The sequence below is a fragment of the Rubrivivax soli genome, assembly GCF_049810355.1.
Classification (GTDB): Bacteria; Pseudomonadota; Gammaproteobacteria; order Burkholderiales; family Burkholderiaceae_C; genus Rubrivivax.
This window is the reverse complement of the sequence record NZ_CP187368.1, coordinates 897,165-910,627: the sequence shown is the minus strand read 5'-3', so window position 1 is coordinate 910,627 and position 13,463 is coordinate 897,165. Positions and strand designations below refer to the sequence as shown.

General features: G+C 65.4%; 14 protein-coding genes. 6 read left to right on the top strand and 8 right to left on the bottom strand.

Going from position 1 to position 13,463, the window contains the following annotated elements; translation table 11 throughout:
* Positions 1–26 precede the first annotated feature (26 nt).
* Complete coding sequence (locus tag ACPOLB_RS03975; protein ID WP_425260001.1) at positions 27–353, bottom strand: DsbA family protein; 327 nt, start codon at positions 351–353, stop codon at positions 27–29.
* A 172-nt stretch (positions 354–525) separates the two neighbouring features.
* Between ACPOLB_RS03975 and ACPOLB_RS03970 the strand changes: the two genes are divergently transcribed.
* The gene (locus tag ACPOLB_RS03970; protein ID WP_425260000.1) at positions 526–1,011 is read left to right on the top strand and encodes an endonuclease V; all 486 of its coding nucleotides are present in this window, start codon (positions 526–528) and stop codon (positions 1,009–1,011) included.
* A gap of 14 nt (positions 1,012–1,025) precedes the next feature.
* On the opposite strand, the gene ACPOLB_RS03965 is transcribed toward ACPOLB_RS03970, so the two are convergent.
* From ACPOLB_RS03965 to ACPOLB_RS03955, 3 genes are all read right to left on the bottom strand, one after another.
* Positions 1,026–1,364, bottom strand: a complete 339-nt coding sequence (locus ACPOLB_RS03965; protein ID WP_425259999.1) for an antibiotic biosynthesis monooxygenase family protein — start codon at positions 1,362–1,364, stop codon at positions 1,026–1,028.
* A 474-nt stretch (positions 1,365–1,838) separates the two neighbouring features.
* Entirely contained in the window at positions 1,839–2,819 is a 981-nt protein-coding gene (locus tag ACPOLB_RS03960) for a tripartite tricarboxylate transporter substrate-binding protein (protein ID WP_425261870.1), read from the bottom strand.
* Positions 2,820–2,957: 138 nt separating this feature from the next.
* Positions 2,958–3,878: a LysR substrate-binding domain-containing protein gene (locus tag ACPOLB_RS03955; protein WP_425259998.1), complete on the bottom strand. Its 921-nt coding sequence runs from the start codon at positions 3,876–3,878 to the stop codon at positions 2,958–2,960.
* A 108-nt stretch (positions 3,879–3,986) separates the two neighbouring features.
* Here ACPOLB_RS03955 and ACPOLB_RS03950 point away from each other — a divergent pair, with 108 nt between their 5' ends.
* Together ACPOLB_RS03950 and ACPOLB_RS03945 are read left to right on the top strand one after the other, a co-directional pair.
* Positions 3,987–5,153: a mandelate racemase/muconate lactonizing enzyme family protein gene (locus tag ACPOLB_RS03950; protein WP_425259997.1), complete on the top strand. Its 1,167-nt coding sequence runs from the start codon at positions 3,987–3,989 to the stop codon at positions 5,151–5,153.
* A 453-nt stretch (positions 5,154–5,606) separates the two neighbouring features.
* The gene (locus ACPOLB_RS03945) at positions 5,607–6,797 is read left to right on the top strand and encodes an alkane 1-monooxygenase (protein ID WP_425259996.1); all 1,191 of its coding nucleotides are present in this window, start codon (positions 5,607–5,609) and stop codon (positions 6,795–6,797) included.
* Between the two features lie 701 nt (positions 6,798–7,498).
* On the opposite strand, the gene ACPOLB_RS03940 is transcribed toward ACPOLB_RS03945, so the two are convergent.
* The 4 genes from ACPOLB_RS03940 to ACPOLB_RS03925 all read right to left on the bottom strand — a co-directional run bounded on the left by ACPOLB_RS03940 (position 7,499) and on the right by ACPOLB_RS03925 (position 10,315).
* Entirely contained in the window at positions 7,499–8,551 is a 1,053-nt protein-coding gene (locus tag ACPOLB_RS03940; protein ID WP_425259995.1) for an SDR family NAD(P)-dependent oxidoreductase, read from the bottom strand.
* A gap of 204 nt (positions 8,552–8,755) precedes the next feature.
* Positions 8,756–9,169 (bottom strand): DUF6130 family protein, encoded by a 414-nt coding sequence (locus ACPOLB_RS03935; RefSeq protein ID WP_425259994.1) that lies wholly within the window; start codon positions 9,167–9,169, stop codon positions 8,756–8,758.
* A 15-nt stretch (positions 9,170–9,184) separates the two neighbouring features.
* A complete protein-coding gene (locus ACPOLB_RS03930) occupies positions 9,185–9,319 on the bottom strand; it encodes a hypothetical protein (RefSeq protein ID WP_425259993.1) in 135 nt (44 codons plus the stop codon).
* A 48-nt stretch (positions 9,320–9,367) separates the two neighbouring features.
* Positions 9,368–10,315: an MBL fold metallo-hydrolase gene (locus tag ACPOLB_RS03925; protein WP_425259992.1), complete on the bottom strand. Its 948-nt coding sequence runs from the start codon at positions 10,313–10,315 to the stop codon at positions 9,368–9,370.
* Positions 10,316–10,669: 354 nt separating this feature from the next.
* On the opposite strand from ACPOLB_RS03925, the gene ACPOLB_RS03920 reads away from it, so the two are divergent.
* The 3 genes from ACPOLB_RS03920 to ACPOLB_RS03910 all read left to right on the top strand — a co-directional run bounded on the left by ACPOLB_RS03920 (position 10,670) and on the right by ACPOLB_RS03910 (position 13,135).
* Positions 10,670–11,038: a hypothetical protein gene (locus tag ACPOLB_RS03920; RefSeq protein WP_425259991.1), complete on the top strand. Its 369-nt coding sequence runs from the start codon at positions 10,670–10,672 to the stop codon at positions 11,036–11,038.
* A gap of 81 nt (positions 11,039–11,119) precedes the next feature.
* Positions 11,120–11,521 (top strand): cupin domain-containing protein, encoded by a 402-nt coding sequence (locus tag ACPOLB_RS03915; RefSeq protein WP_425259990.1) that lies wholly within the window; start codon positions 11,120–11,122, stop codon positions 11,519–11,521.
* A 147-nt stretch (positions 11,522–11,668) separates the two neighbouring features.
* Positions 11,669–13,135: a catalase gene (locus ACPOLB_RS03910; RefSeq protein ID WP_425259989.1), complete on the top strand. Its 1,467-nt coding sequence runs from the start codon at positions 11,669–11,671 to the stop codon at positions 13,133–13,135.
* Positions 13,136–13,463 lie beyond the last annotated feature (328 nt).

Below are 13,463 nucleotides of genomic sequence, written 5' to 3'. Positions count from 1 at the left end.
CTGTCCGAACAGCCGCCGCCCTCGGCCTACCGCTTCGCCTTCGCCACTTCCTCCGCCACGAGGACGGCGAGCTGATCCGGGCCGAAGCTGGGCAGGCTCCGGCCGTTGACGAAGAAGGTGGGCGTGCGGCTCACCTGAAGGGCGGTGAGGTCCTCGACATCCTGAGCCAGCAGCGCCTGCATCTCGGGCCGAGCCATGTCCTCCCGAGCCCGCTCGATGTCCAGGCCGGCAGTCTTCGCGATCTCGAAGGTGAGGTCGAGGTTCGGGCGCCCGTGGTCGGCCCAGGTCGGCTGCGCCTGCAGCACCGCTTCCAGCACCGCCTGGTATTGGCCCTGGCGCTTGGCCAGGGGCACCGGAAGTACTGGGCTGCATGGGCATGCTCCTGCAAGGGTGGGCGTGCCGCGGCAAGCGGCGCGCCGGGCCCGGCAGCATGCCGCATCACGAGGCCGTGCGCTACGATGATTGCCTCACCTGCCCGGACGCCACCATGTCGAAGCACGTTTGTCCATGAAGCTGGCCTTCGGCGTGCACGACCTCGACGGCGGCGTCATCGTCGCCGCCGTGGCCTTCGATGAATGGGATGCGGCCGAAGCGTCCCGCATCTTCATCTCGCGCGTCGCCCCCATCGACCCGCCGGTGCGCAGCTCGCGGGGTGCGACTGAACTGGCTGGCGTGCTGCAACTGCTGCGCGAGCAGGCGCTGGAACCCGAGCTCATCGTCATCGACGGCCCGGTGCACCTCGACGCGGCGGAGAAGCCGGGATGGGGCCGCCAGTTGTTCGACGCGCTCGGCGGACGCAGCGCCGTCATCGGCATTTCGACGCGCGCGATGCCGGGCCTGCCGGCGCAGTTCGAGGTGTGGCGCGACGAAGAGGCGCGGCCGCTGATCGTCACCTGCATCGGAATCGACCTGGGGGCTGCGAAGGTGCGCGTACGCACGATGCACGGCCGGCGGCGCGTGCCCACCTTGATGAAACTGGCGGCCCGGCTGGCGCGCGGCGGCGCGGGCTGAAGCCTTGCGGCTGGTCAGCCCGCAGGCGGGGCCGCGCCGATCGGCAGCAAGTGGGCGAGTCGGGTGTCGCCGTAGGTTCGCAGCACCTGCGAGATGACGACCTGGTAGCCGGACAGCCAGTGGTCCTGCGCCGACTTCGCCTCCACGTGCCGGGGGTGGCTGACCAACTGCTGCAGCGCCTCCAGGGTGTCCCAGTAGTAGACGTTGGAAACCAGGCCGGTGGTGGTGTTCTCCCACGTCTCTTCGCCCAGATACCCCACGATTCCCTTGGCCGCCGCCGAGATCTCCTGGTCCAACCGGTGGAACCGGTCGTCGAACTGTTTCGGGGCGAAGATGAAGGTCGACGAGTACATGGCGTTCCTGGGCGGCGCGTGGCATGGGACGGCGATGGTACGGGCCCCGGTGTGGGCGCGACGCTTGTCGCGACGGCACTTCCGTGCGCCCCACTCGAAGCGCGGGTGTCCGGCTGGAACAACGTCGTCGTCAAGCATCAGGCCAGGACCCTGCACCTGGCGATCGAAGGCGCGGCCGACAAGCTGACGAGGACACTCGATTCAGCGCGTGGCAACTTGCGAGACCGCCAGAGACTGAGTGCGGCCGCTCAGACTTGCGGTTGAGCGACAGCTCTGGCCACAAGCAGTCTCACGCGGGTTTGCGCGACCAATGACCGCTCGGCGTTCGTGAACGGCCAGCCGCCCGATTCCGTCGACGTAGCGGCGGCCGAACGACCGCTATCCCCTGCGGCGAACTGGTACTACCGACGGCCGACGTACGACCTGATGACGAAGCAGACAGTCAGCCATCAGGCACGGACGCACCCTCAGGTGTCAGTCTGCGTAGGACCCTGCCGCCTGGATGACCTTCGCCCACCGCATCACTTCAGCTTCCACAAATTTCTTGTGCGCAGCCGGTTCCACGCGAGCATCCGAAACGACGGTGATGCCCAGCGCCTCCTGGCGCTTGATGAGTTCGGGATCCTTCAGCGCGCCGCGCAGCGCCTCGTTCAGCTTCGCAAGCACGGGCGCGGGCGTGTTCTTGGGTGCGTATAGGCCATGCCACACCGTCACGCCGAAGTCCGGCAGGCCAGACTCCGCCAGTGTCGGCAGGGACGCCAGCGAGGGCAGCTTCATGCGCTCCTTGCTCGTCACCGCGAAAGCGCGCACCTTGCCGCCCTCGATCTGCGGCACGGCGTTCGTCGCCTGCTCGCACATCAGGTCGACCGTGCCACCCATCAGGTCCGTCATCGCCGGTCCCGTGCCCTTGTACGGCACCGTGGTCAATTCCGTCTTCAACGCGCTCTGCAGCATCAGCCCGCACAGATGCGAGGCCGAGCCCACGCCAGCGTGGGCCAAGTTGACCTTGGTCGGGTCGGCCGCGATCCACTTGCGCAAGTCGGCAAAGCTCTTGGCCGGCAGCGTCGTGCGCCCGATCAGAGTCGACGGCGCTTCGTTGATGAGGCCGAGGTAGGCGAAGTCGTCGATGCCCTTGTAGGCCAGCTTGCGGTACAGCGTCGGTGCCGTCGCGAAACCGATGTGGTGCACGAGCAATGTGTAGCCGTCGGCCGAGGCCGTCGCTACCTTCGCTGCGCCCAGCGTGCCGCCGGCACCGCCGACGTTTTCGACGATGACCGTCTGGTTGAGCTTCTTGCGCAGCGCTTCGGCCAGGTCGCGGGCGATCTTGTCGCTCGGCCCGCCAGCTGCGAAGGGAACCACCAAGGTGACGGGCTTCTCCGGGAACTCAGCCCGGGCAGCGCCTGCGCAGGCCAGAAGAACCGAGGCCACGGCGAGGCCTCCCATACGCCGATGCATCTTGTCCATGCTTGTCTCCGATGAAAAACGCCTCAGGCGGGCGCCATGGACAAGATGATCGTGAACTGCATCGCTGAAGGCCAATGCCCGATTTCTTGGCTTTGATGCCTTCAAAGCACTGACATCGGAACGGCCGCCTCAGTGGACAGACGCTGCTGCGCTGGCGACCTTCCAGAAGCTTTCGGCAGCCTTTCCGGACTCTCCACGCTGTCGGTACAGACGCACTTGCAGATCGATGCGCCAGTCGTCCGGCGCCGCGACGACGAGCCGTCCGCTGGTCAGGTCGTCCTCGACCAGCAGCTTCGGAAGCCACGCGAGGCCGCGGCGGTCCAGCGCCATCGTTCGCAGCACGGATGCCAGGTGCGCCGTGAGCGCCTGATGCACGTGCAGCCGGTCCAGCGCAGGCCCCTTCAACTCCTTGAGGATGCGCCCGAGCCCGGACTCCGGGCTGTAGCCCAGCCAAGGAAGTGGAGCACCCTTGCTTCCTTCAGGCAGCGCGTGAAGCGGCTGGCCACCTTCATTGGGTGACGAAACCGGGATCAGTTGGTCCGCCCCGATAACGATGCTCGGAAAGTCCGCCTCGTCCAATGGCCCACGCACACCCGGGTGGCCGTGAGCCAGCATGAAGTGCACCTGGTTCTGCGCCAGCAGCGTCTCGCATTTCTGCTGCACGTCCGACATCAATTGCAGCTGCCCCATCGACGCCTGCGACTCCAGGGCATGCAGCCAGCGCGGCATGAAGGTGAACGACAGCGCATGGGTCGCCGCGAAGCGCAGCGTCGTCGAACTGGCCTCCGCGATGGCCCGGGCCTCGCCCGGAATGCCGGCCACGCGAGATTGCAGATCCTGTGCGACCGTCCGGAACCACTCGCCCACCTCGGTGACCCGTGCCGGCTGCGAGCTGCGGTCGAAGAGGTCCGCGCCGAGCCACTCCTCCAGCGCGCGGATGCGCCGGCTGAAGGCCGGCTGCGTCATGTGCCGCTCGTCGGCGGCGCGCGAAAAGTTACCGGTGGCCGCGAGCGCCATGAAGTCGTCGATCCAGGACAGGTTCATGGTCATGGCGGTGCTTTCAGGGCATCAAAGTCTAGATAAACAGCATTGGGCAGAACCGGCACCGCCCACGATCATTTCGACATCGCAACTCCACCCGACCCGCAGGAGACCACCGTGAAGATCGTCGAGATTCGTGAGAAGACCATCCCCATCAGCTCTGCCATCCGCAATGCCTACATCGACTTTAGCAAGATGAACCTCAGCCTCGTGGCCGTCGTCACCGACGTGATCCGCGACGGCAAGCCGGTGGTGGGCTACGGATTCAACTCCAACGGCCGCTACGGCCAGGGCAGCATGATGCGCGAGCGCTTCATTCCGCGCATCCTGGAGTCCGCGCCCGACGACCTGGTCGACGCCAGCGGCAAGAACCTCGATCCGCACAAGATCTGGAACGCGATGTTCCGGAACGAGAAGCCGGGCGGCCACGGCGAGCGCTCCGTGGCCATCGGCACGATCGACATGGCCGTGTGGGACGCGGTTGCCAAGATCGAAGGCAAGCCGCTGTTCCAGCTGCTGTCCGACCGCTACGGCGACGGCAAGCCCAACCGCAAGATCTTCGTCTACGCCGCCGGCGGCTACTACTACCCGGGCCAGGACTACAAGAAGCTGCAGGATGAGATGAAGAGCTACATCGACCGTGGCTACACGGTGGTGAAGAAGAAGATCGGTGGCGCATCGCTCGACGAGGACCTGCGCCGCATCGACGCCATCATGGAAGTGCTGCAGGATGGCCAGAAGCTGTGCGTGGACGCCAACGGCAAGTTCGACCTGGAGACGGCGGTGGCCTACGCCAAGGCGCTGTCGCAGTACGACCTGTTCTGGTACGAGGAGCCGGGCGACCCGCTGGACTTCGAGCTGCAGGCCACGCTGCGCCAGTACTACAAGAACCCGATGGCCACCGGCGAGGACCTGTTCTCGATGCAGGACGCGCGCAACCTGATCCGCTACGGCGGCATGCGCCCGGACCGCGACTGGCTGCAGTTCGACTGCGCCCTGAGCTACGGCCTGGTCGAGTACCTGCGCACGATCGAGATGCTCAAGGAACACGGTTGGTCGCCCAGCCGCTGCATCCCGCACGGCGGCCACCAGATGTCGCTGAACATCGCGGCAGGTCTGGGCCTGGGTGGCAACGAGAGCTACCCCGACCTGTTCCAGCCCTTCGGCGGCTTTCCCGATGGTGTGAAGGTCGACAACAGCTACGTCACGCTGCCGGACCTGCCCGGCATCGGCTTCGAAGGCAAGGCCGATCTGTTCCGTGAGATGAAGGCACTGGCCGGCTGATCGTCCGACAGGGCCGAGCGCCCTGTCTCCATCTGCACGCTGCGGGAAGCCACCCCTTTCGAGGTCACAGTGGACGGTACGTCTTGCAGTCGTCGCCGCCACACGCATCGTCACTTTCGGACCCATGATGCCGGTAGGCCTCGCCGCTGCGGATCGCGCGTCGTGCGGCTCGAACGTCGGGTGTCTGACGCTGCCGGGAGCGACGGCTCCTGCTTGACGTCATGGATCTGGAGCCGACCGGCTCTACGCCGGAACGACCTGCCGCGGCTTGCAGTGCCAACATGGAGAAGCAGGCGACGCCAGTGAAGGCCATGTGAAGGCCTCTGGCTGTCGGTCGGATTGACCGGACGCCAGTGCGCATGCAGACTGCCTTGGAGCCTGGGGCTGGAGCCCCGAACGAAATCGCCAACACTGCCGTCAACAGGACCGCAGCGAGACTCCAGGAAGGACCGCATGTCCCGCGTCTACACCGCCACCGATACCCAGGGACGTGAGGTCCGCTACCGGGACGGCAAGCGCTGGGCGTGGCTGCTGTCGGTCGTCTGGCCGCTCGTGCCCTTCACTGGCTTGTGGGCGCACCACGCCAGCGGACACGAGATCGCGCTCGCACTTCCGTTGCTCATCAGCTACGGCCTGATGCCGCTACTCGACGCGCTCATCGGTGAGGACGAGAGCAACCCGCCCGAAGCGGTGATCGGGCAGTTGGATGCCGACCGCTACTACCGCTGGCTCACCTGGCTCACAGTGCCGCTGCACTTCGTGGCGCTGATCGGATGCGCATGGTGGGCGGCGACGCACGAACTGTCGTGGTGGGCCTTCGTTCTGCTGGCTTATGCGGCCGGAGCGGACTCGGGACTTGGTCTCAACACCGCGCATGAACTCGGCCACAAGCACAACCGGCAAGAACAGTGGCTGGCGCGGATGGCGCTGGCGGTGCCGGCCTACGGGCACTTCACCGTGGAGCACGGACGCGGCCACCACCGCTGGGTGGCCACGCCCGAAGACTGCGCCAGCTCGCGCATGGGCGAGTCGATCTACCGCTTCGCGCTGCGCGAGCTGCCGGGTGGCATCCGGCGGGCCTGGGCGCTGGAGCGTGAGCGTCTCGCAGCGCTCGGCCTGGGTCCCTGTTCGTGGAGCAACACGATCCTGCAGTCGTATGCCATCACGCTGGTGCTGCAAGGGGGCCTCGTCGCCGCCTTCGGCTGGACGATGCTGCCATTCCTGGCAATCCACAACCTCGTCGCATGGTGGCAGCTGACCTCCGCCAATTACGTGGAGCACTACGGCCTGCTGCGCCGCAAGTTGCCCAGCGGCGCCTACGAGGCGCCTCAGCCGCACCACTCCTGGAACACCAACCACCTGGTCACCAACCTCGCCACCTTCCACCTGCAGCGGCACAGCGACCACCACGCCCACCCGTCGCGGCGTTACCAGTGCCTGCGCCACTTCTCCGACCTGCCGCAGTTGCCCAGCGGCTACTTCGGCATGTTCACGCTTGCCTACATTCCGAGACTGTGGTTCCGCGTCATGGACCCGCGGCTGCTCGCGCTGCCCCAGGTGCAGGGAGACCTCGCCCGCGTGAACATCGACCCGCGGGCGCGGAAGGTGCTGCTGGCCCGCAGTGGCCGCGACGCATCAGCCTGACGAAGGATTCCCGCCGGACCGAACGACGGGTGATGACTCGCGGGGCGCTGGTGTCGCCCGGCGGACGTTGCAGGAGCCGGATGTCGCCTGTGGGAGTTCGCAGGGCTCGGAGGGCAGTCTGGATTCGGCCAGGTGCCGCTGGTGGCTACAGGCAGCGATCCGGCCGCCCGGATGCGACCCACCCGTCCTCCTTGACGATCAATCGGTACGCGATCGCGTGCTCGGCACTAGGCAACACGGCCGGCCACATCTTGCGCGAGTGCGGGGCCAGCAAATACAAGGTGTCACGGCAGCACACGTGAAACCCGCGGTACCCGATGCACTGGCGCACGAAGTGCGGCTCGCGATGAACTGCCGTGGTCGCGCAAATGTGGCCTCCGTGGCGCTGGAAACTGGCTACGATTTCGCAGACGCAGTCTCTCGCACTTTCAAGCCCGCCACCGACCTGGCGGTCGGCGCAGCTATAAGGCCACCGAACGGAGGGTTCGGCTTGGACACACCTTGGCACTTGCCTCGAATCGATGCACAGCCACCGCCCAACGTGCGCGACGCCTGTGAGCTCGAAGTCGTGGCCCGGCAGATGCCCGACTTTGCTCCAAGCCAGCCACTACCATGGCCGGTAGACGGATGCGCCGGTCAGAACCGACGCGATCGTGGCAACAAGTGGCTTGAAGTGCATGCGGGGAGTCCGGCCGCCGAAGTCATGCGATCCACTTCAAGGCCAAGCCCCACAGCCGAACGGCGGCGTCGGGATCGAGCGCGTAAGGTGCCACGCCACTGAAATCGACAGTGCGCTCGCTGACGATCTGTGCCTCCTGACAGTCTTCGAAGTAGCGCCCACCGATGCCATCAAGCAACGGCGAGGCGGCGAGCAGTACCGAAGTGGCAGCGCCTTGCTGCACCGTCTTGTGGCGTTCTGGCGGAGACTTCAGTCCTCCTGTATGCCTCTGCAGGTTGGTCGCGATTGCACCGGGATTCAGGGCGTTCGCAAAGATGCCGTCCTGTGCCCATCGCCGAGTCACCTCAACAGCAAGAAGCGCGCAGGCGGTCTTGGATTGCCCATAGGCGACAAAGGGTGTGTAGGGAAGAAACCTGAAGTGGGGATCCCCGAACAGCACCGGCGCGAACAGGCTGCCGCTCGAACTGAGCGACACGATGCGTGCCCCGCCAGCTTCAGCGAGGGCGCGGTGCAGATGTTGCGTCAACGCGAAGTGCCCAATGAAGTTGGTGGCCAGCTGCAGTTCCCAACCTTCAGCCGAGCGTTGCAGCTCCGGCAGCGCCATGACGCCGGCGTTGTTCACCAGCATGTGCAGGGGTCCACGCCATTCAGCGGCGAATGCGCGAACCGAGTTCTGGTCGCTCAGATCCAGCAGCCTCGCTTGCACGCAGTGGTTGTGCGTCGACGCGCGGATGGCACGCGCGACCTCCTGCCCGGCTTGCAAGTTGCGGACGGCCAGCGTCACGTCGGCGCCGGCCTTGGCCAACGCACGGGCTGTCTCGATGCCGATGCCCGATGAGGCTCCCGTCACGACAGCACATCGGCCAGACAGATCGACGCCCTCGATGACCTGGTCGGCCGTGGACTGGAAGCCGAATGGCGTTGTGACAGTCGGCGACCTGAGCGCCGCCCGAGCCTCAAGTTCCCAGCCAGGAGTGCCGTCGATGGGGAGTGATACGCTGCTCATGTTCCGGTTGGGTTGTTGCGCTTGCGGTGCGCTGCCCTTGATGCTGTACCACCCTTCGCTACGTGCCATCGGCCATGCGTGGCAAGCGACCTTGTCCTGGAGGCGGTGGTCAAGCGCACCTCATTCCGCTGCTGTATCCGCATGGGCTGACCGATCGAGTCCATCGACGGCCCGACATGCCAGTGGGCAGCGCAACCCGGGCTTGGAGGTCGGAGCGCACCGGGCCTGGCGCATCGGCTCGCATCTGCCGGGGACATGTCGATGAATGCTGGTTCAATCGGCACCTTGAACCGGGACGATGAACTCCAGGGTCCAGCTGGTGATGACACGATGGACCGGATCGGCAACGTCGAATCGAACCTTGTGGTGGCCGCCGGACAGCCCAGCGAGAACCACCGTCTCACCGCTGGCGTCGACGAAGTGCCACGGAGCGTCGTCGACAGTGATGTGTACGTGACCCAGCCTTGGTGACACCTTCTTCGCGCCGCTGCCGAAGACTGGCAGCACCCGCATGTTCTCGACGCGGTACTGGATGAAGACGAGCCCGCGCGAAAGCGGTTCCGCCAGCGGCGGATCGACCACCAGTCTGACCGGGGGCTCGTCCTCCACGGCGATCAGAGGGCAGGCGCCGCGGACGTCCCGCGCTGACAGCCGCCCAACGTCTGCAAGCTCGGTGAAGGTGTTCATCGGCAGTTTCCGTTCCTACAAAGCGGCATCGCCTTCGGGATATGCCGGCATGATCAGCAGCTTGCCGACGAAGGCGGTCGGGAACTCGAGTGCTATGGCGACGATGTCCTGAGAAGACACCGCGTCGACTCTGGGCAGTGCACCGATCACGCGCCTGGTTCCGCAGGACAGCGACGGCGTTGTCGGTCTCATTGGAGCTCAGACACCCATGTAGACCAGTTGCGTGAAGAAGTAGGGGCTGAGAACGAAAGCGCCCCACTTGGCGTCGTAGCGCTGCGTCGGCTGGGATTCGAGGACTTGCGCGAGACTCTTGCCCTCGCCTTTCAGCCGCGCAACACGGGTGCGTACGTCGATCAGCATATCGAGGTACTCGGCCAATTGCGCCCTGCCGCCTGCTGGGCCGTGGCCGGGAACGATCAGCGTCTTCGGTCCCGCTATCGCAAGTGCCTCGCGGGTCCAGCGAATCATCCCGTCGATGTCGCCACCTGCGCCGTAGTCGATGAACGGATAGTGGCCGTTCCACCAGATGTCGCCCATGAACAGGACGTCGGCATTGACGAAGTGCACGATCGCGTCACCGTCGGTATGGCCAGTGCCAAAGTGCTTCAAGTGGATGGTCTCGCCACCGAACTCCATCGTCTTGGACGTCTGGAAGACCACCTTCGGCAGCCCCGTTTCGGGCAGGGCCGGGAAGCTGTAGCCCCACTCGATCACGTTGGTGCGTTTGGCCAGGTACATCCTCGTTCTCTCGTGCGAGACGATGGTGGCGCCGAGCTCTGCAACCCATGGGTTGCCGTCGGTGTGGTCCCAGTGCCAGTGGGTGTTGATCAGCCATTTGGGCGCGCCCCCGCCCAGCCCCTTCAGCGCTGCCTCGATCCGCGGCCGCGCCACTGCGATGCCCGCGTCCACGAGCAATTGACCCTGCTGCGTTGACAGCACGCCGATGTTGCCGCCAGCGCCTTCGAGAACGCTCACGCTTCCACGCAATGCGCGCACGGTCACCGCGGACTTCGCAGTGGCATCGTTGATTGCCAACACCGGGCTGGCAACCTCGGCGATTGCGCCAACGCAGACGGATGCGGACAGGAAAGTCGAGATGCAGCGGGCCAGCAGACGCGCGAGAGATTTCGATTTGACGGCAATCATGTATGCATGCTCCTGAGGCTGAAAGTGACTCAACCGTCGTCACGATAGGAGACTCACCCAGGCGCTGCGACTCACGAGTGGCTGATCGATACATCGCTCTTCTGAGGGGCCAGGCCTATCGATGCGATCCGTCTATGCCCTCGAAACCATGGCCGTCGCCAGTTGCTTGTCCGGCGTGCTACGGACCGGACCGCCACAAGTCACAGCCCGATGCGCGCCGAAGTGGAGGTGCGGTGCCATCGATCGCTCTCTAGATTCTCGATGGTCAGGCGAACTGATCGGCTTGCACGGAGCGGCACTGTGCGCCTGGCGTGCCGCGAGTGCAGTGTTCTCCTCCACCGTTGAAAGGTAATCATGAGCCCCACGAAACTGATCCTGATCACCGCCTCCAGCCTGCTGTTGATGACGGCAGCTCACGCGCAGACCATTCGAATCTCCGTCCCGGACGAGGTGCCGATTCCGGCTTCGACCGTCTCCCGAGCCGAAGTGCTCGCGCAGTTGCACATGTGGCGGCTGTCGGGGCTTGCCGACCTGCATCGCGGCGAGGGCAGTCCGGACTCCTACAGCCTCGAGTACCGCAAGGCGGAGGCCAAGTACGCCTGGCTGGTCGCTTCGCCCCAGTACCCGATGCTGGTCGCCGAGCTCTCCCGTCGACCTCACGCGACGGTTCTGGCGCAACGGCGTGGCGCGAATGGCCAGGGCCTGTCGTTCGTCAAGGACTGAGCACCATTCCCGCTGCTCGCCGGGTCCGGCGGAGCAGCGGGTCCCGACATTGCCCGTTTTACTGGAATCAAGGAGTCATCCATGAAGTCATCGACGCTCGTCGGCGCAGCCCTGCTGGTTGCCATCGGTGGTGCCATCACGCTGACGCAGGCGCAGCAGCCGGCCGGCATCAAGCGTTCCGCGGCGTTGCAGCACGACCTAGGTGTCGCTGATCGCACGGTGATCCAGGTGCGCGTCGACTTTGCTCCTGGGGCCTCGTTCGGCAGTCACACGCACCCTGGCGCCGAGGTGGCCTATGTCCTCGAAGGGACGATCGAGTACGAGCTGCAGGGCAGAGCACCGCTGCAGCTGAAGGCAGGCGAGGCGCTGTTCATTCCTGCCGGCGTGGTCCATGCAGCCAGGAACGTCGGCGCTGGCAACGCGGCAGAGTTGGCCACTTGCATCGTCGAGAAGAACAAGCCCATCCTGTCGATGACCAAGTGAGCGCGGAGCCAGCGCCGTGCTCCGCAACGACATTGCGACTGATGCTTGCAGTTGCTCTCAACTGACAACTGAATCTTCAACCCGCCGTCGGCCACTCGCAGGGCATGCCCCCGCGATGGGTCGTCACGGCTCGATGAGTCTTGCCACATGAACGCACCTCCTCGCCTCACGACCACCGCCGGGGCGCCTGTCTCCGACAACCAGAACTCGTTGTCGGCTGGACCGCGCGGGCCACTGCTGCTGCAGGATTGGTCCCTGCTGGAGAAGCTCGCCCATCAGAACCGCGAACGCATCCCAGAACGGGTGGTCCATGCCAAGGGATGGGGAGCGTTCGGCACGTTTCGAGTCACGCAGGACCTGACTGACGTGTCCTGCGCCCACCTCTTCGCAGATGTTGGCCGAACCACGCCGCTGGTGGCGCGATTCTCGACGGTCGCGGGCGAACTGGGTGCTGCCGATGCAGAGCGTGACGTGCGCGGCTTCGCGGTCAAGTTCTACACCGAGGAGGGCAACTGGGATTTGGTGGGCAACAACACACCTGTCTTCTTCGTCCGCGATCCCCTGAAGTTCCCTGACTTCATCCGCACGCAGAAGCGGCATCCGCGAACCCACCTGCGCAGCCCGACGGCGATGTGGGACTTCTGGAGTCTCTCGCCCGAAAGCCTGCACCAGGTCACGATCCTGTTCAGCGATCGCGGCATCCCGCTGTCTCCGCGTTTCATGAACGGCTTCGGAAGCCACACTTTCAGCTTCTGGAATGCTGCCGGGCATCGGCACTGGGTCAAGTTCCACTTCAAGACGCAGCAGGGCCACCGGCATCTCACAAACGAGGAAGCCGAGCAAGTCATCGGACGAAGCCGTGAGAGCTTCCAAGAAGACCTCTACGGCGCGATCGAGCGCGGCGAACATCCGCGCTGGACCCTGTACGTACAGCTCATGTCCGAGGCGCAGGGCGAGCGTATCGACTTCAATCCGTTCGACCTGACGAGGGTTTGGCCACACCGCAGCTTTCCGCTGCGCGAGGTTGGTGTACTCGAGCTCGATCGCAATCCGGACAACTACTACGCTCAGATCGAACAGCTTGCCTTCTCGCCCAGCAACGTGGTTCGCGGTATCGGCTTCTCTCCCGACCGCATGCTGCAGGCCCGGGTCTTTGCCTACGCCGATGCACACCGCTATCGTCTCGGTACGCACTACGAGTCGCTTCCGGTCAACGCGCCGAGGTGCCCCATGGCGCACTACCACCTCGATGGTTCGATGCGTGCCGACGTGCCGCGATACGGCGTCGGTGACAACGCCTACTACGAGCCGAACTCGTTCGGCGGCCCAGTGCAGGACCCGTCGTTCAGGGAGCCGCCCCTGGCTCTGCAGGGTGCGGCCGATCGCTACGACCACCGGCTCGACCAAGACCACTATGCGCAGCCTGGAGCGCTGTTCCGGCTCTTCGACGACGGTCAGCGCCTGCGCCTGGCTTCCAACATCGCGGCGGCGATGCAGGGCGTGCCCGAGGAGATCGTCGCGCGGCAGCTCGCGCACTTCTCGGCTGCCGACCCCAACTATGGACGGTTGGTGGCGGAAGCGATCGCAAGCTCCGGTCGCGCCACGAGCACCTGAACGAACCGCTGTGCCGTGCCCGGGGAGGCGCAGCAACCGCTCAAGGGGTCGACAGCTGATTCGTGTGCGCGGGAGCCTTCATGCCGACGAAGGCGACGGAGGCTGGCCTTGCCCCAGGAATCGGCTCCGAGTGCTGTGATAGCGAGCCGTCCCCCTGGCAGCCCGTGACGATTCGGGCGTAAGGGTCGTTGCGTGAAAGGCTGATATGCGGGTACCAGCCAGATTGTGTGAGCAGCCCGTTCGCAAGGGCAGTCCAGAAGGCCAGGTGTGCGACGCCTCGCGCTTTCAAGCTCGGCTGCATCGGGGGTCTGTGGCTGGATCCGGCAAT